Annotated in this window: 17 protein-coding genes and 4 tRNA genes; 6 read left to right on the top strand and 15 right to left on the bottom strand. The window is 71.7% G+C overall.

All coding sequences use genetic code 11. The annotated features are described in order from the left end of the window. Positions 1 to 44 precede the first annotated feature (44 nt). The 3 genes from B207_RS0102685 to pdxS are packed head-to-tail and all read right to left on the bottom strand — an operon-like array spanning position 45 to position 2,367. Positions 45 to 800 (bottom strand): YebC/PmpR family DNA-binding transcriptional regulator, encoded by a 756-nt coding sequence (locus B207_RS0102685; RefSeq protein ID WP_018634965.1) that lies wholly within the window; start codon positions 798 to 800, stop codon positions 45 to 47. After that, on the bottom strand, positions 797 to 1,408 hold the full coding sequence (gene pdxT, locus B207_RS0102680; RefSeq protein ID WP_018634964.1) for a pyridoxal 5'-phosphate synthase glutaminase subunit PdxT: 612 nt from the start codon (positions 1,406 to 1,408) through the stop codon (positions 797 to 799). The genes B207_RS0102685 and pdxT overlap by 4 nt, the downstream gene beginning before the upstream one ends. Beyond that, a complete protein-coding gene (pdxS, locus tag B207_RS0102675) occupies positions 1,405 to 2,367 on the bottom strand; it encodes a pyridoxal 5'-phosphate synthase lyase subunit PdxS (protein WP_026310592.1) in 963 nt (320 codons plus the stop codon). The genes pdxT and pdxS overlap by 4 nt, the downstream gene beginning before the upstream one ends. A gap of 993 nt (positions 2,368 to 3,360) precedes the next feature. On the opposite strand from pdxS, the gene B207_RS39435 reads away from it, so the two are divergent. Beyond that, positions 3,361 to 3,993 carry an LppU/SCO3897 family protein gene (locus B207_RS39435; protein WP_051102346.1) on the top strand — a complete coding sequence of 211 codons (633 nt, stop codon included), beginning with the start codon at positions 3,361 to 3,363 and terminating at the stop codon, positions 3,991 to 3,993. A 21-nt stretch (positions 3,994 to 4,014) separates the two neighbouring features. Here B207_RS39435 and B207_RS0102665 read toward each other — a convergent pair whose 3' ends face one another. The 4 genes from B207_RS0102665 to pgsA all read right to left on the bottom strand — a co-directional run bounded on the left by B207_RS0102665 (position 4,015) and on the right by pgsA (position 7,640). Then, the gene (locus B207_RS0102665; protein ID WP_018634962.1) at positions 4,015 to 4,578 is read right to left on the bottom strand and encodes a hypothetical protein; all 564 of its coding nucleotides are present in this window, start codon (positions 4,576 to 4,578) and stop codon (positions 4,015 to 4,017) included. 73 nt (positions 4,579 to 4,651) lie between these two features. Next, positions 4,652 to 5,866 (bottom strand): glycosyltransferase family 4 protein, encoded by a 1,215-nt coding sequence (locus B207_RS0102660; RefSeq protein ID WP_018634961.1) that lies wholly within the window; start codon positions 5,864 to 5,866, stop codon positions 4,652 to 4,654. Further along, entirely contained in the window at positions 5,863 to 6,759 is an 897-nt protein-coding gene (locus B207_RS32250) for a phosphatidylinositol mannoside acyltransferase (protein WP_018634960.1), read from the bottom strand. Before B207_RS32250 ends, B207_RS0102660 begins: the two co-directional genes overlap by 4 nt. A 23-nt stretch (positions 6,760 to 6,782) precedes the next feature. Further along, on the bottom strand, positions 6,783 to 7,640 hold the full coding sequence (gene pgsA, locus B207_RS0102650; RefSeq protein WP_018634959.1) for a phosphatidylinositol phosphate synthase: 858 nt from the start codon (positions 7,638 to 7,640) through the stop codon (positions 6,783 to 6,785). A 276-nt stretch (positions 7,641 to 7,916) separates the two neighbouring features. Here pgsA and B207_RS0102645 point away from each other — a divergent pair, with 276 nt between their 5' ends. Further along, the gene (locus B207_RS0102645; protein ID WP_035739722.1) at positions 7,917 to 10,262 is read left to right on the top strand and encodes an elongation factor G-like protein EF-G2; all 2,346 of its coding nucleotides are present in this window, start codon (positions 7,917 to 7,919) and stop codon (positions 10,260 to 10,262) included. Positions 10,263 to 10,325: 63 nt separating this feature from the next. Here B207_RS0102645 and B207_RS0102640 read toward each other — a convergent pair whose 3' ends face one another. Both B207_RS0102640 and B207_RS0102635 read right to left on the bottom strand, forming a co-directional pair. After that, positions 10,326 to 10,892, bottom strand: a complete 567-nt coding sequence (locus B207_RS0102640) for an HIT family protein (RefSeq protein WP_018634957.1) — start codon at positions 10,890 to 10,892, stop codon at positions 10,326 to 10,328. A gap of 519 nt (positions 10,893 to 11,411) precedes the next feature. Continuing rightward, positions 11,412 to 11,483: transfer RNA gene (locus B207_RS0102635), tRNA-Val, on the bottom strand. A gap of 554 nt (positions 11,484 to 12,037) precedes the next feature. Here B207_RS0102635 and B207_RS0102630 point away from each other — a divergent pair. Beyond that, complete coding sequence (locus B207_RS0102630) at positions 12,038 to 12,469, top strand: SsgA family sporulation/cell division regulator (protein ID WP_018634956.1); 432 nt, start codon at positions 12,038 to 12,040, stop codon at positions 12,467 to 12,469. Positions 12,470 to 12,663: 194 nt separating this feature from the next. On the opposite strand, the gene B207_RS32245 is transcribed toward B207_RS0102630, so the two are convergent. Further along, complete coding sequence (locus B207_RS32245; protein ID WP_018634955.1) at positions 12,664 to 13,845, bottom strand: chorismate-binding protein; 1,182 nt, start codon at positions 13,843 to 13,845, stop codon at positions 12,664 to 12,666. A 490-nt stretch (positions 13,846 to 14,335) separates the two neighbouring features. Between B207_RS32245 and B207_RS0102620 the strand changes: the two genes are divergently transcribed. The 3 genes from B207_RS0102620 to B207_RS0102610 all read left to right on the top strand — a co-directional run bounded on the left by B207_RS0102620 (position 14,336) and on the right by B207_RS0102610 (position 14,610). Next, positions 14,336 to 14,407, top strand: a tRNA-Gly gene (locus tag B207_RS0102620). A gap of 43 nt (positions 14,408 to 14,450) precedes the next feature. Next, positions 14,451 to 14,522: transfer RNA gene (locus B207_RS0102615), tRNA-Cys, on the top strand. 13 nt (positions 14,523 to 14,535) lie between these two features. Continuing rightward, positions 14,536 to 14,610 (top strand) — tRNA-Val (locus tag B207_RS0102610). Positions 14,611 to 14,904: 294 nt separating this feature from the next. Here B207_RS0102610 and B207_RS32240 read toward each other — a convergent pair. From B207_RS32240 to B207_RS0102585, 5 genes are all read right to left on the bottom strand, one after another. Next, positions 14,905 to 16,278, bottom strand: a complete 1,374-nt coding sequence (locus B207_RS32240) for an aldehyde dehydrogenase family protein (protein ID WP_018634954.1) — start codon at positions 16,276 to 16,278, stop codon at positions 14,905 to 14,907. Positions 16,279 to 16,400: 122 nt separating this feature from the next. After that, positions 16,401 to 17,342, bottom strand: coding sequence for a PDR/VanB family oxidoreductase (locus B207_RS0102600; protein WP_018634953.1), 942 nt, complete (start codon positions 17,340 to 17,342; stop codon positions 16,401 to 16,403). Further along, entirely contained in the window at positions 17,339 to 18,574 is a 1,236-nt protein-coding gene (locus B207_RS32235; protein WP_018634952.1) for a cytochrome P450, read from the bottom strand. The genes B207_RS0102600 and B207_RS32235 overlap by 4 nt, the downstream gene beginning before the upstream one ends. 44 nt (positions 18,575 to 18,618) lie before the next feature. Then, positions 18,619 to 20,190: an AMP-binding protein gene (locus B207_RS0102590; protein ID WP_035739720.1), complete on the bottom strand. Its 1,572-nt coding sequence runs from the start codon at positions 20,188 to 20,190 to the stop codon at positions 18,619 to 18,621. Next, positions 20,187 to 21,299 carry a cupin domain-containing protein gene (locus tag B207_RS0102585; RefSeq protein ID WP_018634950.1) on the bottom strand — a complete coding sequence of 371 codons (1,113 nt, stop codon included), beginning with the start codon at positions 21,297 to 21,299 and terminating at the stop codon, positions 20,187 to 20,189. Before B207_RS0102585 ends, B207_RS0102590 begins: the two co-directional genes overlap by 4 nt. Positions 21,300 to 21,329 lie beyond the last annotated feature (30 nt).

Here is a 21,329-nt window from a genome sequence, read left to right as displayed (position 1 = left end):
CATCCACGACACGCCGACCAGAGGCCCGCGGCCGCGACACGGACTCAGCTCGAGACGAGCTCCATGACGTCGTCGGAGATGTCGGCGTTGAACCAGACGTTCTGGACGTCGTCCAGATCCTCCAGCGCCTCGACGAGCTTGAGCACCTTGCGGGCCGGCTCCGCGTCGAGCGGGACGCTCACCGATGGCAGCCACGACAGGTCGGCGGAGGTGACGGCAAGCCCGGCGTCACCCGCGGCCACCCGGACCGCGTGCAGGTCCGTGGCCTCGGAGACCACCTCGAAGGCCTCACCGACGTCGTTCACCTCCTCGGCACCGGCGTCGAGGACGGCCAGCAGCACGTCGTCCTCACCCAGCTCGGGCGTCTTGTCGATCAGGATGACGCCCTTCCGGTTGAACAGGTACGACACCGAGCCCGGGTCGGCGGGGGTGCCCCCGTTGCGGGTGATCGCCACCCGGACGTCGGACGCGGCCCGGTTGCGGTTGTCGGTGAGGCACTCGACGAGGACCGCGACACCGTTCGGCCCGTACGCCTCGTAGGTGACCTCCTCGTAGTTCACTCCGCCGGCGAGCTCGCCGGAACCCCGCTTGATCGCCCGGTCGATGTTGTCGTTCGGCACCGACTGGGACTTGGCCTTGGCGATGGCGTCGGCCAGCGTCGGGTTGCCGGCCGGGTCACCGCCGCCGGTCTTCGCCGCCACCTCGACGGTCTTGACCAGCTTGGCGAACAGCTTGCCGCGGCGGGCGTCGACGACCGCCTTCTTGTGCTTGGTGGTCGCCCACTTGGAGTGACCGCTCATGACCTGCCCCTCTTGAGCCCGAGCTCGGATCGCACGATCTGGACGAACAGCCGGTGCACCCGGATGTCTCCCGTCAGTTCAGGATGGAACGACGTGGCGAGCAGCGGACCCTGCCGGATCGCGACCGGACGGTCGCCGACCCGGGCCAGCACATCCACTCCGTCACCCGCCTTTTCTACCCAGGGCGCCCGGATGAAGACAGCGTGCACCGCCGGCCCCTCGACGCCAGCCACCGCCAGGTCCGTCTCGAAGGACTCGACCTGGCGGCCGAACGCGTTGCGGCGAACGACCACATCGAGCCCACCGATCAGCGGCTGGTCGGGACGACCGTCGATCACGTCCCGCGCGAGCAGGATCATGCCGGCGCAGGAACCGAACACCGGCAGACCACCCGCGACCGCCGCCCGCAGCGGATCCAGCAGGTCGAACACACGCAGCAGGCGACCGATCGTAGTGGACTCGCCGCCGGGCAGAACCAGGCCGTCCAATGATCCCAGCTCCGCCGCCCGGCGGACCTCGCAGGCCTCGGCGCCGGACCCGGTGAGCGCGCGCGCGTGCTCACGCACATCGCCCTGCAGCGCCAGGACGCCGATCCGAGGAGAGCTCACCAGCCGCGGTCGGCGAAGCGCGCCTGCGGCGGGAGCTCACCGACGTTGATGCCGACCATCGCCTCCCCCAGGCCGCGGGAGACCTTGGCCAGTACCGCCGGGTCGTTGTACATCGTCGTGGCTTCGACGATGGCCCGGGCCCGCCGCGCCGGATCCCCCGACTTGAAGATGCCCGAGCCGACGAAGACGCCGTCCGCGCCGAGCTGCATCATCAGCGCCGCGTCCGCCGGAGTGGCGATGCCGCCGGCGGTGAACAGCACGACCGGCAGCCGGCCCAGCCGTGCGACCTCGGTGACCAGCTCCACCGGTGCGCGCAGCTCCTTGGCCGCCGCGTACAGCTCCTCGGACGGCAGCGCCGACAGCCGCGCGATCTCCGCCCGGATGGTGCGCATGTGCACCACGGCGTTGGAGACCTCGCCGGTGCCCGCCTCACCCTTCGACCGGATCATCGCCGCACCCTCGGAGAGGCGCCGCAACGCCTCACCGAGGTTGGTGGCACCGCAGACGAAGGGCACCGTGAAGGCCCACTTGTCGATGTGGTGGTGCGGATCCGCCGGGGTGAGCACCTCGGACTCGTCGATGTAGTCGACACCGAGCTCCTGGATGATCTGGGCCTCGACGAAATGCCCAATCCTGGCCTTGGCCATGACCGGGATCGAGACCGCCTCGATGATCCCGGCGATCATCTCCGGATCGCTCATCCGCGACACGCCGCCCTGCGCGCGGATGTCGGCGGGCACCCGCTCCAGCGCCATGACGGCGACGGCGCCCGCGTCCTCGGCGATGCGCGCCTGCTCGGCGGTGACGACGTCCATGATCACGCCGCCCTTGAGCATCTCCGCCATGCCGCGCTTCACCCTGCCGGTGCCGGCCTGCCGTTCCGCCCCGCCGCCCGGCGCGACGGGGCCGGATGGCGAAGCGCCCGTGGCAGGGGCGGGAGCGGTCGGGCCGTCGGACATCATGTGGTGTCTCTTTCGGGTAGTACGGACAGGTTCTCCGGACAAGGTCCGCGATGGTGCCGGCCGGCCTTCCGACGGACCACCGAGGATGTCGGCCCGTACCCGGAACCGGACCCGCGCGCGGTGGCGGCGGGACCCTGTGGCCGGGGGTCGACCGGGTGGCCGGGGATCGACCGGTCTGGCGCCGGGCCGCGCGGGGAGCAGGCTCTCCGGCGGTCGTTCCGGGCCGGACGGACCCGGACGGACATGGATGCCGGTCCATGGTACGGCCGGAACGGGCCTGTCCTACCCCATCATCAGCATCACTGCGATCGCTGCCGACAGTGGCAATCCGCACACCCGCAGGGCAGAGCGGGAATACCGGACATCTGTGTGCGTCCTGGAGACCAGGTAACCAGCGGCCGGCGCAGTATCCTGCCGTGCCGCGACCCGGAGCACTCCAGGAGAATGATGACAAGCCCCTACGGCCCACCGCCGCCCGGAGCCCAGCCCGGTCCAGGTCACGCGCCATGGGACGGCGGTGCGCCAGGTCCCACCGAGGCGGGTGCCGGCGGGGCGGCGGGCGGGGCCGGTGGCCCGGGTCGCTTCGGCCCCCCACCCGGCGGAAGCGGCGGGCCCGGCTGGCCCGCACCCCCGCCGGGCGCCAGGCAGCCGGCAGGACCGCCCCCCGGCCCGATGCCGGGCTGGCCGCCGCCGGGGCCTCCACCACCGCCCAGCGGCCCCGGCGGGTGGCCGGGGAACGGTGGCTGGCCCGGGCACGTCGGCAGTCCCGGGCACGTCGGCAGTCCCGGGCACGTCGGCAGTCCCGGGCACGTCGGCAGTCCCGGCCCTCCTGGCTGGCCCGCTCCCTCCACCGGATCGCCACACCCCGGCAGCTGGGCTGGCGGGGGCGGGGGGCCGGCTCCGGGCGGGTGGGCACCCCCCTGCCGCGTCTGTGGCGCCGGCCCGGCGGCTCAGGTCACGATCCGCGGCCACCAGTCCTTCGTCGTCTTCATGCGGTTCCTGGCAGAGCGCGGCCCGTTCTGCCGCACCTGCGGCACGGCACTGCTGCGTGCCATGACCGCGCGGACGCTCTGGCAGGGCTGGTGGGGCATCGGCTCCCTGCTCATCACACCGGTGGTCCTCTGCCTGAACCTCACCTCGCGGTCGAAGATCGCCAAGCTGCCGCCACCCGGTCCGCCCCGGGCCCCGCGGCCGCCGGAGCAGCGCCCGCTGACGCATCGGCCGGAAATACTCGGCCTGCTCGTCCCGCTTGCCGTCGTGGGGGCCCTCATCGCGGCGGTCGCGGTGAGCCAGCCGGGCGCCGGCCAGGCCGGATCCGGAGACTGCGTCCGGCGGGACGGAGACGACATCGTGGTCGTCGAGTGTGCGTCACCGGACGCCCAGTACGTCGTCCTGACCCGGATCGACGGCAGATCCGACGCTCTGTGCGGCCTCTGGGCACAGACCACCGCCAGTTACACGCAGACCGGGCGCGGAACGGACTTCGTCCTGTGCCTCGGCCCGGTGCCGGGCACCCGTGGGGAGGTGCCTGCGGGCCCCGGCCCGGACGGACCGCCCGGCGACGACGGAGGCCAGCCCGTTGGCGGCGTCACCCGCAACGCCAGCGTCACCGCCGGAAGCTGACCGGAAGCGCGCGTGCGGCGGTCAGGCCCCGGGGACCTCGGCGGAGCTCCCGGGCCGGGGCGGGCCGTCCTCGCGCACCGGCGGCGCGTCGTCGATCTCGAAGTAGGCCGGCAGCGGACGCCGCCCCGACAGGTGCATCAGCCGCACCAGGCGCCGCCCGGCCAGCGAGCGGACGTCGCCCACGGCGTCGTTGTGGAACTGGCGGGCCAGCGCCACCCGGGCCGCCGCCGCGTCCACGGCGTGGACGTCACCCGGGGCCGCCCCTCCCACTGCCCGGGCGACAGCCGGCGAGCGCAGCGCCCGGCTCAGCGCGTTCTCGGCATCCTCGGCGGTGGCGTCCAGCGCCCCCTCGGCGAGCAGCGTGGCGTGGCCGGCCCTGGCCCGCTCCGCGGCGATGGCGAGATCATCCAGCCCACAGTTGCGGGCAAGGGCCCGTGCGGCGTCTGCCCGGGCCGTGAGCTGCGCGACCAGCCCGGCCCGCGTCGCGTCGACCCGGTTCGCCAACCGGTCCAGCCGGCCGGCGAGCCAGGTCAGATAGGTCGCTGTCGCCACAACGAGGACGACCACGGCCACGACGACTGTCATCTCGCGCAGCGTAGTCAACCCCGGTGGACGGATCGTCTCCGGGACCTACCACGCGAAGGACACGGTGGCACGGTCAGGTGTCGTCCGCTGCGACCGATACCGGGGAGTCACCGGAGACCATCTCGTACACGCCCACAATGCGCTGCGCGACGACCCGCCAGTCGTACCGCGCCACCACCGCGCGGCCGCGCTCGACCAGCCGCGCCCGCTCCGCCGGGTCGCGGAGCAGCTCGGCCAGCCTCGCCGCCAGCTCCGCCGGCTCACCGACCCCGAACAGCCGCCCGGCGCGGCCGTCGTCCAGCACCCGCCGGAAGGCGTCGATGTCGCTGGCGACCACGGGGGTGCCCGCCGCCATCGCCTCCAGCAGCACGATGCCGAAACTCTCCTGGCCCGTGTTCGGCGCGCAGTACACGCTGCCGGAGGCGAACACCGCCGCCTTGTCCGCCTCGGGGACGAGGCCGATCAGGTCGACCCGCCCGAGCAGGGACGGATCGATCCTCGACCGCACCGCCTCGGTGTCCCCGGGGCCCGCGACCAGCAGTCGCGCGTCCGGCACCTGCTCGACCAGCAGTGGGAAGGCGGCCATCAGCACGTCAAGGCCCTTGCGGGGTTCGTCGATCCGGCCGAGGAACACGACCACGGGGCCGTCCCCTCGCGGGGAGTCCCCGTCCTCGGAGCCGCGGCCCTCGGAGCCGCGGCCCTCGCCGCCGCTGTCACCGACGCCAGCCCTGGCCCGGTAGCGGGGCAGCGGGCGGGCGCCCTCGAACGCGCGTACCGCCACCCCGTTCGGGATCAGGATCGCGCCGGCGCCCAGATGTTCCACCAGCGTGCGGCGGGCGGCCTCGGACACCGCGATCCGCGCGCGCAGCTTCTCCAGCGAGGGCTGCAGCGCACTCTGGGCGGCGGTGAGGAACCGGGAGCGGGGGTTCGCGGTGTGGAAGGTGGCGACCAGCGGGCCGTCAGCGAGCATGCAGGCCAGCAGGCTGACGCTGGGAGCTGTCGGCTCGTGGGCGTGGAGCACGTCGAAGTCGTGCTCGCGCAGCCAGCGCCGGACCCGCGCGGCCGACACCGGGCCCATGAGCAGGCGTGCGACCGAACCGTTGTACGGCACCGGCACTGCGCGCCCGGCGTCCACCGCGTAGGGCGGCAGGGTGGACTCGTCGTCCACCGGAGTGATCACCGAGACGTCGTGCCCGGTGTCCAGCAACGTCTCCGCGAGGTCGCGCACGTGCGCCTGGACCCCGCCGGGGACGTCCCAGGTGTAGGGGCAGGCGAGTCCGATCTTCACGGCCGGCTCTCCTCCGTTGTCCCGGAGTCGCGCGTCCCGGAGTCGCGCCAGATGCGCTGGAGCATGTGCCAGTCGGCCGGATGCGCCGCGATACCCGCGGCGAACTCGTCGGCGAGCGCCTGGGTCATCGTCCGGATGTCGGTGTGCAGCACCTCGGGATGGATCCGCGCGCTCCAGCCGTCGTCGTCGAACCACAGTGTCACCGGCAGCAGGGTCGCGCCGGTGCGCAGCGCGAGGGCGGCCGGGCCGGGCGGCATGGTCGCCGGTGCGCCGAAGAAGGAGACGGCGACACCGTCGGCGGACAGGTCGCGGTCGGCCAACAGGCAGAGCGCCCCACCGGCACGCAGCCGCTCGGCCAGCAGGCCGGACGGAGGCCGTTCTCCACCGGTCAGCGGGATGACCTCCATGCCGAGCGCGGTGCGGAACCGGACGAACCGCTCGAACAGCTGCTCGGGCCGCAGCCGCTCGGCGACGGTGGTGAACGGAATGCCCGTCGCCACCAGCCAGGCACCGGCCTGCTCCCAGTTCCCCATGTGGGGCAGCGCGAGGACGGTGCCGCGGCCGGTCGCGTGCGCGGCTCGCAGCCGGGCCTCGTCCAGGACGCGCATGCGGCCGACGATGCGGCTGACCGGCAGGTCCTGAAGGCGGAACACCTCCAGCCAGTACCGGGCGTAGGAACGCAGCGCGGAGCGGGTCAGCGCGTCGAGATCGGTGCCGGGTGGGACGACCCGGGCCAGGTTGGCACGCAGCCGGACCGCCCCACGGCCCTGGCGGCGCCAGGCGAGGTCCGCGGCGCGCCGGAAGCACCAGGCCGCCAGCCGCTCCGGCAGCAGCCGGACCAGCCGCCACCCCAGCGTGTACGCGACCGGCGTCACCCGGTCAGCAAGCGCCATCGGCGGCCGGTCCCCTCGCTCGCTCAGCGGCCGGGCGCGACCCGTGGCACCGGCGACACCAGCGGCGGCGCGGCCGGCGTGGGCGGCGTGGGCGGCGTGGGCGGCGTGGACGGCGTGGGCGCCACGGGCGGCTGGTCGAGGTGAGCGCCGTCGACACCGGTCGACGCCATGACGGACGAGGCTCCGGACGGGTCGGTACCGGCCGGCGCGGTACCGGCCGGCCCCGCGTCGGCCTCGGTGCTCGGTGCCTCGGCCGGCGGCGCGAAGGTCGGCCGGCCCGACCGGACGAACTGGCGGTGCACGTGCACGACCCGCTGGGCCACGGTGAGCACCGTGGCGCCGACCAGGAACCACAGTGCCGCCGGCAGGAGATAGGGCACTCCGAGGCCGTAGAGGCCGGCCGCCACAAGCAGGATCAGCAGCCGCTCCCCGCGCTCGGCGAAGCCGACGTCGCAGCTGAAGCCCAGCCCCTCCGCGCGGGCCTTGACGTACGAGGTCACCGAGCCGGCGACGAGGCACAGCAGCGCGGCTCCGGTCAGTGGCAGCGAGTCGCCGTCGCCCGCGTACCAGATCACCAGCGACCCGAAGATCGCGCCGTCGCCGACCCGGTCGGAGGTCGAGTCCAGGAACGCGCCCCACTTGGACGAGATCCCGCGAGCCCGGGCGATCACACCGTCCATCAGGTCCGAGAAGACGAACAGGGTGATGACCACGGTGCCGAGGAAGAAGACGCCGCGGGTGAAGAACCCGAGCGCGGCCCCGGCGACGCCGATCGTGCCGATCACCGTGACCAGGTCGGGCGACACCGACGATCGCGCGGCCCACCGGCTCAACGGATCGAGCACCTTCTGGAGCTGGGGTCGCGCCTTGCTTGCGAGCATGTCCGTCCCGTCGTCTGTGGCGTACCGCCCGGGTTGGGCGGTCTCACAGTACCGCCGTCACGATCCGCTCATTTTTCGTCACGATCGAGGCAGGAGTTGTGCCCCCCGTCACATCGGGGGACTCTTCCTGGTACGTGCCAGCGCCTCGGCCGGCACCCACGCCCCTGGGCTACGGGTGCCGGCCGGCGACGGTGCTGGCCGCCAGGCGGACCCGCGCCGGCCGGAACGGAGCCGGAATGCACACGGGCGCCGCCGAGCCCTTGCCTGGGAGGCGGTATGTCAGCAACGTCACGCGATGTGCGCAACGTGGTCCTCGTCGGTCACACCGGTGCCGGCAAGACGACTCTGATGCAGCACCTGCTCCGGACAGCGGACGGTCTCGACCCGTTGCCCACCCCGGAACCCCGGCCGGTGGACCACACGAAGGGCACCAGTCACACGAAAGGCGGCGGCCAGGCGAAGGGCGGCGGCGGCCGGCCGCACGCGGACACCTCGTCCGTCGGCGGGGCCTGGCCCGGGGTCGGTGCCGCCGGAGGCGGCGCGGGCAGCGCCTCCGGCGGAGAAACCGTCGAGCGAAGCGTCTCCCTGGTCCTCGCGTCGCTACAGCACCGTGGCGTGACCGTGAACCTGCTGGACACGCCGGGCTATCCCGACTTCGTCGGTGAACTGCGCGCCGGCCTGCGGGCGGCCGACGCAGCCCTGTTCGTCATCAGCGCGCTGGAAGGGATCGACGGCTCGACCCGGATGCTGTGGGACGAGTGCGCCTCGGTGGGCATGCCTCGGGCCATCGCCGTCACCCGACTGGACCATCCCCGCGCCGACTTCGACGCGATGGTGCTGGCGTGCCAGGAGGCGTTCGGGACCGGCGTCCTGCCCGTCTACCTCCTGGCCGCGGGCGAGGCGCCCGGCGCGGGCCACCGGCTCGTCGGCCTGGTGACCGGCCGTCTGATCGACTACTCGGCCGACGGCCGCCACGAGCACGACCGCCCGGTCGAGCTCACCGGACCGGCCGCGGCGGCGCGCGGCGCGCTGCTGGAGACGGTGATCGCCGAAAGTGAGGACGAGGACCTGCTGGAACGCTACGTCGACGGCGCGGAACTCGACCCCAAGGTTCTCCTGGACGACCTGGAGACGGCCGTCGCGGGCGGATCGTTCTTCCCGGTGCTCCCCCTCATCACGCCGCCGGGGCCCGAGCGGGGTACCCGCCCCACGGCTCCCGGGCTGGGCACCGCGGAGTTGCTCGACCTGTTCGTCCACGGGTTCCCGTCGCCGAGCGAGCACCCGCTGCCCCGTCTCACCCGCCCGGACGGATCCCCCTGCCCACCCGCGGTCGGTGATCCGTCCGGCCCGCTCGTCGCCGAGATCGTGCGCACCACCACCGACCCGTACATCGGCCGGATGTCCCTGGTCCGCGTCTTCTCCGGGACCCTGCGCCCCGACGCGGCCGTCCATGTCAGCGGGCACGGCCGGAGCGCCGCGGGCCATCCCGACCATGATGACGACGAGCGGGTCGGCGCCCTCTCCCAGGCGGTCGGGATCTCGCTGCACTCGGTCGACGAGTGCCCTGCGGGCGGCATCTGTGTGATCACTCGACTGTCGACCGCCGAGACCGGCGACACCCTCTCCGACCCGGCCGATCCCCGGTACCTGCCCGCCTGGACGATGCCCGAGCCGCTGCTCCCGATCGCCGTGCACACCCAGGCCCGGTCGGACGAGAGCAAGCTCTCCGCCGCGCTCGGGCGCCTCGCCGCGGAGGACCCGACGCTGACCGTCGTCCAGGACCCCGACACCGGCCAGGTCGTCCTGTGGTGCATGGGCGAGGCCCACGGCGACGTCGTCCTCGAGCGCCTGCGCGACCGGTTCGGCGTCACCCTGGAGAAGATTCCGCTGCGGCTGCCGATGCGCGAGACACTGCGCGGCCCCGCGGAGGGCCTGGGGCGGCTGGTGAAACAGTCCGGGGGACACGGGCAGTACGCGGTCTGCCGGATCGTGGTGGAACCACTGCCCGCCGGGAGCGGCATCGAGTTCGTCGACGAGGTGGTCGGCGGTGCGGTTCCCCGCGCGTTCATCCCCTCGGTGGAGAAAGGCGTGCGAGCTCAGCTCGAGCGGGGCCTGACCGCCGGATTCCCGGCCACCGATCTGCGCGTGCGCCTGGTCGACGGAAAATCACACAGCGTCGATTCCTCGGACCTGGCCTTCCAGACGGCCGGCGGGCTCGCGGTCCGGGACGCCGCGCGCGCCGCCGGCGTGGTCCTGCTCGAACCGGTCCTGGCGATCGACGTCAGCGTTCCCGACGAGTTCGTCGGAGCCGTGATGAACGACATCTCCACCCGCCGCGGCCGAGTGGTGGGAATGGCCTCCGCGGACGGGGAGGGCAGCGCGGGCGACGGCGCCGGCGGCCGGACGGGCGGTACCGGCGGCCCGGCCGGCGAAGCGCCGCCGCCCGGGTCAGGGCCGGGGCGCACCGCGATCCACGCCGAGGTGCCCGCCGCGGAGATGACCCGTTACGCAGTGGAGCTGCGTTCCGTCAGCCGCGGCACCGGGATCTTCACCCGGCGGCACCACCGCTACGAACCGCTGCCCGACCACCTCGCGGCCCGGGTCACCGAAGAGCCGGTGTGACGCCCGCCGTGCCGGGACCGACCGCCGGACCGCCGGACCGCCGGAGCACGCGGCGGCCGGCTCTCAGTCGGTTCCGGTACGGCGCCAGGCCTGGGCAAGCAGGTCTCTGGTGGGGCCGAGCAGCGCCGGCAGAACCCGCGTGGCCCCGATGACGGGCATGAAGTTGGTGTCACCGCCCCACCGGGGCACCACGTGCTGGTGCACGTGGGCGGCGATACCCGCGCCGGCCACCGTGCCCAGATTCATTCCGGTGTTGAATCCGTGCGCACCGCTGGCGAGCCGCAGCGCGCGCAGCGCATGCTGCACGAAGAGCGCCATCTCAACGGCCTCGTCATAGGTCATCTCGGCATAGTCGGCGACGTGCCGGTAAGGCACGACCATCAGGTGGCCGGCGTTGTAGGGATAGAGATTCAGCACTGTGTAGACCGCATTCCCGCGGGCGACGATGAGGCCTTCCTCGTCGGTCAGCGCCACAATGGCACAAAATGGGCACTCGTCGCCCGGCGAGCGACCCTCACCCTTGATGTAGGCCATGCGGTGCGGGGTGTAGAGGCGTTGGAACGCATCCGGATGGCCGACACCCGCCTGCTCGTCGAGGGGTGTTCCGTCCGGCGCGGCGGTGGCGCTCACCGGCCCGGGTCCGCTGGACGTGCCCGGCCCGGCTGCCGGCGGGCTGATCCGACGTGCGCCACCCTCACCACGCTGTCGCCTCCCGCGCCCGCGAGCCCGTCGTCCTCGGTCGTCGGTTCACCGCCCGACCAGCCGTTCCCTGTCCCGGCACCACGGTACCCACCAGCACGCCACACCAGAGTGGCCCACCGCGGCCGGCAGCCTCGCGCCCGGGGCGGCCCGACGCACGATGGGCAGTCCCCGAGCACGGCCGAAGGTTCTCGATGCGGCCGGGATCACAGCCCGGCCGGATCACGAACGGCCCTCGACCCCCACCAAAGTGCTACCGACCCGCAGATTGGGTGGCGACCGATCCATCGTTGGCGCCACAGCCATATCAGGAACGGATCCGGACAAAAGGACAGCACGCGGCCACGCCGAAGCCCCGACCGGGAACAATCGCGACATTCGTCGCCAGGTGTGAAAAAAGAGCGCACCGTCGGATCGTGGGCCCGACGGGAGAGAGTGCATCCGCGAGTGTGGGCGTACGTGGTTTCGAACCACGGACCTCTGCCGTGTGAAGGCAGCGCTCTACCCCTGAGCTATACGCCCGCGCGATCTATCAGGCCCGTGACCTGCGGACCCGGCACCGGAAGCCTACCGGCACCAGACCCCGGAGCCACCCGAAGCCTCTCAGACCAGCCCCGGCGACCGGACGTGTTGCGTCCTCGCCGAGGTTGGTCTCAGCTTACACGGACGCGACCGGGCAACGGACAGGGGGGCCGCCGGACGGATGCGGGCATGTCTGGCCTCCGACCGAACCTCGGGGACACCGGCGGGTTGGCCGGGACTCGCCGCGGTTGAGACGGGTCCGGACAGGGAAGGCTATGAGTGGCACGGCCTCGGCAGAACGGCCATTGTGCTCGGGGGGAACCCTCAGTCGAACGCGGACGGCGATCATTCGACCACCTTCGGTCGAAGATCGGCGATCCACACCGACCGGGTCTTCTCGGGGACTTCGGCCGGGCTTCCTGGGTAGGGCAACTCGCCCGAATCGCCGTAACGGATGTTGTCTTGACATAACCTTGTTTCAAACGGGACTCAGAGAGGGAACTATCTCGTTACACGGGTGCTCGCCCGCACCACGCACCATGAGAGGCCGCCCGATGACAATTCGTCACGATTCGATCACCGCAGAACTCGCCCTCCGGCTCGTCGTTCCCGGTGGCGCTCCGGTTCCGGTCGCCGCCACGGTCCGTTACGAACCCGCTGACCCCTATGCGGTCAGCATCGGCTTCCGTACCGGAGCCGACGAGGTCGTCGAATGGACGTTCGCCCGGCAGTTGCTGAGCGACGGCGTGCGACGTCCAGCCGGCGACGGCGATGTGCAGGTCTGGCCCGCTGCGCAGTCAGGGGGGCGGATCGTCTGCCTGTCCTTGTCCAGTCCTTCCGGCCATGCGTTGTTCGAAATGCCCCGGGCTGAGGTACTGGCTTTCCTTCGCCGGACCTACACGGCTGTACCCCTCGGCGGGGAGAGCGACGTCATCGACCTGGATGCCGAACTCGCCCTGTTGATCTGGGGCGGCCCCGAGCGGTGACACCACCGGGGTCGGCACCGCTCCGACCCCGGCAGGCCGGTGCGGGCACTTCCGGCACGTGAAAGTTCCTGTCCACCCAAGGCGCCTGGTGGGGAATTCCCCACCAGGCGCCTTGCTGTCAGCCGCCGGTGGACGCGCGTTCGTCACGCGCCTTCGTCACACTCGCGCGTTGCTGCGGGCTGGCGGGGAGACCGTCAACGGCGCGGGGCTGTCAGCGGACTGCCACGACGTGGTCGCCCCTCGCCGCGTGCGGGGCCGTGGGTGGTCGGCGCCGTCGTCGGCGCCGGGCTCGGCGCGATTCGGCCGTCTCGGGTGGACGAGGCCAGCGACAGCAGCCGGCTGGCCTTCAGCTCCGTCTCCTGCCACTCCGCCTGCGGGTCGCTCCCCCAGGTGATTCCGGCACCGGTCCCGAACCAGATCCGTTCGTCGGCCAGCCAGAACGTCCGGATGCCCACCGACAGCCAGCCCCGGCCGGTGTCGGCGTCGACCCAGCCGATGCCGCCGCAGTAGGGGCCGCGGGGTACCGGCTCCAGCCGCCTGATGATCCGCAGCGCGCTCGACTTCGGGGCGCCCGAGACGGAGCCCGGCGGGGACGTCGCGGCGATCAGCTCCGGCCAGCCGACGTCCGACGCGAGCCGGGCCTGCACCGTCGAGACCAGGTGCACCAGACCGGGATGCCGCTCGACCGCGCACAGCGCAGGAACCGTGACGCTCCCGGGCCGGGCCACCCGACCCAGGTCGTTGCGGACGAGGTCGACGATCATCACGTTCTCGGCGACGTCCTTGTCCCGCAGGTCGGCCACCGTCCGGCCGGTGCCCTTGATCGGGCCCGAGCGGACGAGATCGCCGTCCCGGGAGAGGAACAGCTCCGGCGAGGCTCCGGCGATGCGCAGGCCGGCCTCCGGGGCGTCGAACACCACCGAGTAGGGAGCGGGGTTGCCCGCGGCCAGGACGGCGGCCAGACCCGCCAGGTCCGTTCCGCCGGTTCCGGTGGCTGTCGGCGCCGAGAGCAGCCGACACAGGTTCACCTGGTAGACCTCACCTGCGGCGATCTCCGCGCGTACAGCCTGCACTCCGTCGATGTAGGAGGCGGCATCCAGGCTCGTCACCCAGGTGTCGCGCGGCGGGCCCTGCCAGGGAGCCGCCGCCAGGCGGGCGATGTCGGGCGCGCGGCGCACGTCGCGGAAGCGGACACAGCGGGCCGCGCCCTCGAAGTCGAGGACAACGCCCCAGAAGCCACCGCGGTCGAGCACCCGGAGGTCGTCCGACACCTCCACGACGCCGGTGGCCAGCAGACCACCCGCCAGAAGGTAGGACTCCCGGCCCCGGAACCTCCGTGGGGCGGTCACCGCGACCGCCCGCGGCTGTGACGACACATGCGCGCCGCTCCTGACAGTCCTGCCCCCGCCCGTGGTTCCCCCGCTCGTGATGCCCCTGCTCGCGCCCATCATTCCGATCACCGTACCGCCGTCGTCGACCGCGCCTGAGGCCCGAGGTCGCCGCACCGCGCACCCGGAGCGGAGCGGGACTCCCCCGCGCCGCCGTCTACGTGACTACGCCGCCCGCACGGGTACCCCCTGCCGCCCGCGAGCGTGACCCCCGTCCCTCTCCGGCAGCCGGACAGTGCCCCGGTTCCGTCTCCCGCCACGGCGCGCCGAGCACAAACACATCCCTGACACCGCGTGCGACCGGCAGATCAACGAGTCAGCGACACAGGGTCGACATCCGGGCGACATCCCGGCACGTCGGCGCGCAGATTCGACGACCACCCCGATCGTCCGCTAGAGTGCTACCTGCACCGCCAAGCGGAACGCCGATCTGATCGGTGGCCCGAGTACACCTTTCGGGAGCGTGGCAGCGGAGCGTGCGGACGTGGCTCAGTGGTAGAGCATCACCTTGCCAAGGTGAGGGTCGCGGGTTCGAATCCCGTCGTCCGCTCGGAAGCGGTGTGGTCAGCGATGAAGCCATCACGGCCTTTCACGGCGGAGTGGCCGAGTGGTTTAGGCAAGGGCCTGCAAAGCCCTGTACGCGGGTTCGATTCCCGCCTCCGCCTCTGATCCAGTTACGGGCGATTAGCTCAGTGGGAGAGCGCTACCTTGACACGGTAGAGGTCACTGGTTCAATCCCAGTATCGCCCACCATGTTTCCACAGGTCGGATCCGCTTCCTGAATCCGGATCTGAAACGGGGAACAATCGGGGAACAAGGAGCGGCCAGATCTGGCCGCTCCTGTCCTGTTTCTGAGGGGCCCCTCCTCTCCCCGGGCCAAGTGCGACGACGTCGGGCAGCATGTACGTGACGCTCGGGTCCGGCCGAAGGCGTCTGGGTGTTCCCGAGCGCATCCGACCAACCTTCGTGTTCTCGGCTGGAGGACTCGCAGCGATCAGGACATGTCAGATAGAGAGTTCCGCGACGGTCCACGGACAGACATCGGTTTCAGGACGACGGCGTGTACACACTGATGCTCTTCATCTGCGAGTAGTGGGCGAGCGCCTCGATGCCTTTCTCACGCCCGTATCCGCTCGCCTTGTGGCCACCGAACGGCATCTGGACCGACTGCGTGGACCAGGAGTTCACGTACACCTGGCCGGCCTCGATCGCCCTGGCGACGCGGAAGGCTCGCGAGATGTCGGCAGTGAACACACCACCCACCAGTCCGTAGTCGGAGTCGTTGGCGATGGCGACGGCCTCGTCCTCGGTCTCGAACGGGAGGACTGCCAGGACCGGCCCGAAGACCTCCTCGCGGGCGATGCGCATGTCGCTGGTGACACCGGTGTAGACGGTGGGCTCGACAAAGCGCTGCTCGGCCATGCCTGGTTCAAGTGCAACGGTGCCGCCGGTGGCCGCCACGGCGCCGTCGTCGGTGGCGACCCGGAAGTAGTGCTGCACGGTCTCGAACTGCTGGTCGGTGATCATCGGGCCGAGCTCGTGCCCGGGACGCTGGCGACGCGCGGCTTCAACGACCTTGGCGACGAACTCGTCGTGGATGTTGCGCTCGACGAGCAGCCGAGTGCCGGACGAGCAGATCTGGCCGGCCTTCCCGGTGAAGGCGCGGACCGCTTCTGTGGCGGCGAAGTCGAGATCGGCGTCGGCGAACACGATGTTGGCGGACTTGCCGCCGAGCTCGAGGGTGAGGGGCAGGATTCGCTCGGCGGCGATGCGGCCGATCTTCTGGCCAACGAGTACAGAGCCGGTGAAGGCGACCTTGCGGACCAGCGGGTGCTCGACGATCGCCGAGCCCACGGTGGATCCGGGGCCGAGGACGACGTTCAGCACGCCGGGAGGAAGCCCCTCCTCGACGGCGAGGCGCGCGAGCGCGACGGTGGTCCCCGTCGTGGTCTCGGCGGGCTTGACGACCACGACGTTGCCGGCGGCGAGCGCGGGGGCGCAGGCACGGGCGGCCTGGTTCAGCGGCAGGTTCCAGGGCGTGATGACTCCGACGACGCCGAACGGCTCGCGCACGGTGTAGACGTGTAGATCGGGGCGCACGTCGAGAACGGCACCGATCGGTAGGTGGACCAGCGAGGCGTAGAACTCGAAGTACTCAGCCGCCCCGATGATCTCGGCTGCCGCCAGCGGGGCCGGTTTACCGGTTTCGGCGCGCTCGAGAGCGACGAGATCGTCGAGGTCCGCGACGATCCGGCGGGCGATGGACATGAGGACGCGGCCGCGGTCGAACGACGCCAGGTGTCGCCAGTGCTGCGCCGCGGCCGCGGCCTCCCGGACGGCCGCGTCGACGACGGCACGGGCTTCGCCGATCTCGGCGTCCTCGTGGTCCTGGGGGTGGCCACTTTCGAGTGGTTCGATCATCGGCTCCTCCGAGCTTGAGGACGACTAGGGGTGCGGCGGCCGTGATCGACGCTCGCCTGAGTGCATCTGTTCGACGAGCGCCATGGGAAGATCGCCGCTCGAGACGCGACGGGCGCGGAGACTCAGATGTCGAGGACCAGCGTGTCCGATAGTGAGCGGGACACGCACAGCATCATGTAGCGGCCCTCGGCTCTCTCATCCGGCGTCAGGACGGCGTCTCGGTGGTCGGGCACGCCCTCCAACACGACGGTCTCGCACGTGCCACAGTTGCCCACCTCGCACGACGAGCCGACCGGTACGCCGGCCTCGGCCAGCACCTCGAGGATGGTCCGGTCGCTCGGGACGTGATGGGTGGCTCCGCTGCCGGCCAGGCGTACGTCGAAGCCGCGTTCGGCCTCCGCGTCGAGCTCCGTGGGGCTGAAGTGCTCCACGTGCAGCGACCCGGCTGGCCACCCCGAGCTGAGCCGGACGACGGCGTCGAGGAGCGGCGCCGGGCCACAACAGTAGACCCGCGTCCCGGCAACCGGCTCAGCCAGGAGGTCGGTGACGGGGAGCAGTCCGGCTTCGTCCTGCGGATGGATGGTCACGCGGTCGCCGTACGCCGCGAGCTCGTCGAGGAACGCCATCGCAGCGCGGGTACGACCCCCGTACATGAGCGTCCACTCGGCGCCCTGGCGCTCGGCCTCGGCGACCATCGGAAGGATCGGGGTGATGCCGATGCCGCCGGCGATGAAGACGTAGCGCCCGGCCGGCACGAGGGCGAAGGTGTTGCGTGGCAAAGAGACCTGCAGCCGGTCGGTGGTGCTCACGCAGTCGTGGAGGTACGCCGAGCCGCCGCGGCCCCTGGGCTCGCGGAGCACCGCGATGCGGTAATGATCGCGGGCGTGGGGGTTCCCGCACAGCGAGTACTGACGGCGGTGCTCGCCGCACTCGACGTCGATGTGGGCCCCGGGTTCCCAGGGCGGGAGCGGGGTGGCGCCCGTCAGAGTGAGTTGCACGACGTCGTCGGAGACCTGGACCTTGGCGGCCACCCGCAGGGTGAGGCCGGTGTTCTTGGAGGTCACGAGGCCGGCCGGGGGTGCAGTGTGACCGGCAGTGTGGTCAGGGCCGGGAAGATCAGATCGGGGAATCGCTGGCCCGGCTCGCGCTGCTCGACGGAGTCGAAGTTGGCGAGGATCCCGCGCAGGGTCTCCTGCACCTGGATCCGCGCGATCGGCGCTCCGAGGCAGTGGTGCATCCCGCCGCCGAAGGCGAGGTGTCCGGAGGCGTTCCCGCGGTGCAGGTCGAACCGGTCCGGGTCGGCGAACTCGGCGGGGTCGCGGTTGGCGGCCGCGATCATGACGATGGCGCGGGTGCCGGCGGGGAGCACGGTGCCATCGGAGGCTTCGAACTCCTCGACGAGGTAGCGCTCGCGCACGTGCAGCGGGGTCCGGAACCGCAGGAGCTCCTCGACCGCCGCGGGCACCAGGTCGGGAACGGCACGGAGCTCCTCGAGCACCTCGGGCTGCTGGACCAGGAGCTCCACAAGGTTGGAGATGGAGGTGCGGGTGGTCTCGTAGCCGGCGTCGAGGATGGTGTGCATCAGCGACAGGACCTCGACGTGGCTGAGGTCACCGGCGCTCTCGGCGTCGAGCAACAGCTGGGCGAAGGGGCTGTGCTCCGCGCGCGGCCGGCTGTCCAGGAACGCGTCGAAGTAGTCGAAGAAGAACTGGGTGGCGCCGTTGAGCAGCCCTTGCTGCTCCTCGGTGAGCGGGGCCGGGGAGAAGATGAGGAGGAAGGTGTGGACCTGTTCGGTGAGCCGGTGCCAGTCGTCCTCCGGGATGCCGAGGAAGCGGCAGATGACGCCGCGGGGGATGTCGACGCCGAGGTCCTGCACCGCGTCGACGACCCCGTCCTTGGCCTGGACGTTGGCGATCGCCCTCGCGACCGACTCGACGGCGAGCTCGCGGAACTGCTCAACGCGGCGGGGGATGAACATCGGGCCCACGACGTTGCGGAGGCGGGCGTGGTCGGGGTCGTCGACCTGGACCAGGTTGGCGCGCAGCCGCTCGAGTGCGGGGCCGGTGAGCCATGGTGGCGCGACGGAGCCCAGGGGTTGCACGCGTCCCCTGGGTAACCGCAGGACCGCACGAACGTCGGCATGGTTGCTCAGGACCCGGGCCGGCTCGCCCGGGCCGAGGGTCAGGGGCAGGACGGCGCCGGTATCACGCAACTGCCGGTAGGGCTCGGTGCGGTCGCCGGCCAGGAAGCCCTGGTCGAAGAGGTCGATGGGGAAGGCGGCGGCGTCCGTGGTCATTGTTGGCTCGCTCTCGTTCGGGAGGGGTCGGCGATTCACGTGGTTCAGATGGTTGCGGGTGCTGGCGTGCGCAGCTCGCGGCGCAGGATCTTGCCGCTCGCGGACTTGGGGATGGCGTCGACGAACTCGACGATCCGGACCTTCTTGTACGGCGCGACACGATCGGCGACGTACGTGATGACCTGCTCGGCGTCGAGGCTGGCGCCGGCGCTCGGGACGACGAAGGCCTTGGGCCACTCGTCGCCGGTGGTGCCCTGCGCGATGCCGACGACCGCGGCGTCCGCGATGTCGGGGTGGCCGAGCAGCAGCCCCTCGAGCTCGGCCGGGGCGACCTGGTATCCCTTGTACTTGATGAGCTCCTTGAGCCGGTCGACGATCCTGACGACCCCGTCGGCCGAGACCGTGGCGATGTCGCCGGTGTGCAGGTAGCCCAGCTCGTCGATGCTGTCGCGGGTCTCGGCCTCGTTGCCGAGGTAGCCGGCCATCACGTTGGGGCCCGAGCAGCACAGCTCGCCCGGGGTGCTCACACCTTCGGTGGGCGGCTCGATGTCCGCGCCGGTGGCGACGTCGACGAGCCGGATGCTCATGTTGGGAACGGTCCAGCCGACCGAGGAGGCCGGCAGGTGGGCGGAGACGGGTGCGAGGTGGCTGACCGGGCTCATCTCGCTCATCCCGTAGGCCTGCCGTACCTGGCAGTCGAGCCGGTCGGCGACCGCGGAGGCGAGGGCCTCGTCGAGGGGTGCGGCACCCGAGAGGACCACAGCGACCGAGGAGAGGTCGTGGGCATCGACCTCGGGAGACTTGGCGAGGGCCAGGACGACCGGCGGTGCGACGAACAGATGGGTCATCCGGTGCTGCTCGACCAGCCCGAGGACGGCTTCGAGGTCGAAGCGCGGGACGACGACGAGCGTCGCCCGGCGGCGCAGCGCGAGGTGCAGGACCACGGTCATGCCGTAGATGTGCGAGAACGGCAGGACTCCCAGCAGCACCGACTCTCGTCCGACCGCGAGGAGCTCCTCGATCTGGGCGAGGTTGGCGACCAGGTTGCGGTGGGTGAGCATCACGCCCTTGGGCCGGCCGGTGGTGCCCGAGGAGTAGGGAAGCACGGCGAGATGGGTTGCGGGTGCGGTGACCGGCTCTCCGACGTACGCCGGAAGGCTGGACCAGTCGGCGAGTGCGTCCTCCAGCACCACGGCCGCACCCGGGCCCGGACCGGCCAGCTCGACCGCCTCGAGCGCGGTGCTGCTGTACGCCCCGCTGGCCAGCACCACCTGCGCCCCCGAGTCGGTGACCTGGCGCGCGACTTCGTCGGCGGTGGCGAGCACGTTGACCGGGGTCACCGTGACCCCGGCACGCAGCGCCCCGAGAAACGCGACGACGAAGCCGATCGAGTTCGGAGCGACCAGCGCGGCGACCTCGCCCGGACCGACGCGCGCGGCGAGACCGGTCGCGGCACTGTCGACGAGCGCCCGCAGTTCCCGGAATGTGAGGCTGCGCGCACCGTCGACCAGGGCTGTGCGATCGGCGTCCTCGCCGAGGTCACCGAGCAGGTGGTCGATCAGCGACCGGTCGGGGACCACCACGTCGGGGTGCGGGCTCCGCAGTGGAGAACTCATCGCCCGGCGTAGTCGGCGAGGTTGGTCTGGAACCCGACCTGGGAGCCGAGGGTGAGAATCTCGCCGTTCTCGATGTCCTCCTGCCAGACCAGGGAGCCTGTCGAGGTGTGCAGCGGGTGGTCCTGGACCGTGAGCACCTGGGCGCCCTCTGTGCTGATGGTGTGTCCGTGCGCGCCCCAGCCGGGGGCCGAGAGCATCAGGTCGCCGGCCTCCCAGTCGAACCGCTGGCCTTCCACCACCGACCAGCCGCGGCCGGCGAAGTGGTAGTTGATCGCCGAGCTCATGTGCCGGTGGGTCGGGCCGGCGAAAGCGCCGCCGACCGAGAGGATGGTGGCGAAGAACGACGGCGCCGTTCCGTTGAGCCGCCCCGTGGCGGGGTTGTAGAGCACCACGAGCGGCCGTCCGTTGTAGCCGGTCTTCAGCGACTCCACGCCGCCGAGCTCCGCGCGTACCTGGGCCCAGGGGAAGTGGAGCGGGTTGTCGGGCACCTCGTCGATGTCGATGATCGCCTCGTAGGGCAGCAGCTGGCCACCGTCACCGCCCACGGGGATCGGAGGGACGAGGTCCTTGGCCCGCTTGCGGTTCTCCTCGACGATCTCTTCGGCAGCGGCTGCATCGTTGCCGCCGAAGTCCTCGTAGAACGCCGAGATCGACTCCAGCAGCGCGGCGTTGGAGTAGCGGATGTAGCGGAACGGGACGGAGCCGGTATTGCGGAAGGTCTCCAACCGCATGGTGGGCTTGGTCCACACGTCCTGCTGCACCAGGTCGATGGTGCGGTCCCCGATCGTGACGCTGCCGTGGCCGGCCAGGGCCATCCCGAGCCCGTTGGTGTTGTCGCGGGTGGTCACGCTCGACTCGCCTGGGAGCAGGACGCCGAGGGCGACCTGCGTGGCCGGCGCGAGACCGCGGACGCCGGTCGGCGCCTGCGGGTGGACGACCAGCGCCTCGCGTCGGCCGCGCACGTCGGGGCTGCCGTCCTCGAGGGCGGCGAACTGGTTCTCGATCTCGGCCGCGCCGAGCTTCATCGGTGCCCACATCTCACGGGGGGCACGACCGTCCGTGCGCGAGTCGACGAGGGCGACCCGAGTGTCGTTGGCGTGGGTGGTCATGGCCGGGACTCCTGTCTGGGGCGGGTTTAC

The organism is Parafrankia elaeagni (genome assembly GCF_000374165.1).
GTDB lineage: Bacteria > Actinomycetota > Actinomycetes > Frankiales > Frankiaceae > Parafrankia > Parafrankia elaeagni.
Note: the sequence above shows the minus strand (reverse complement) of the source record. Positions and strands in the feature narration are given on the sequence as shown.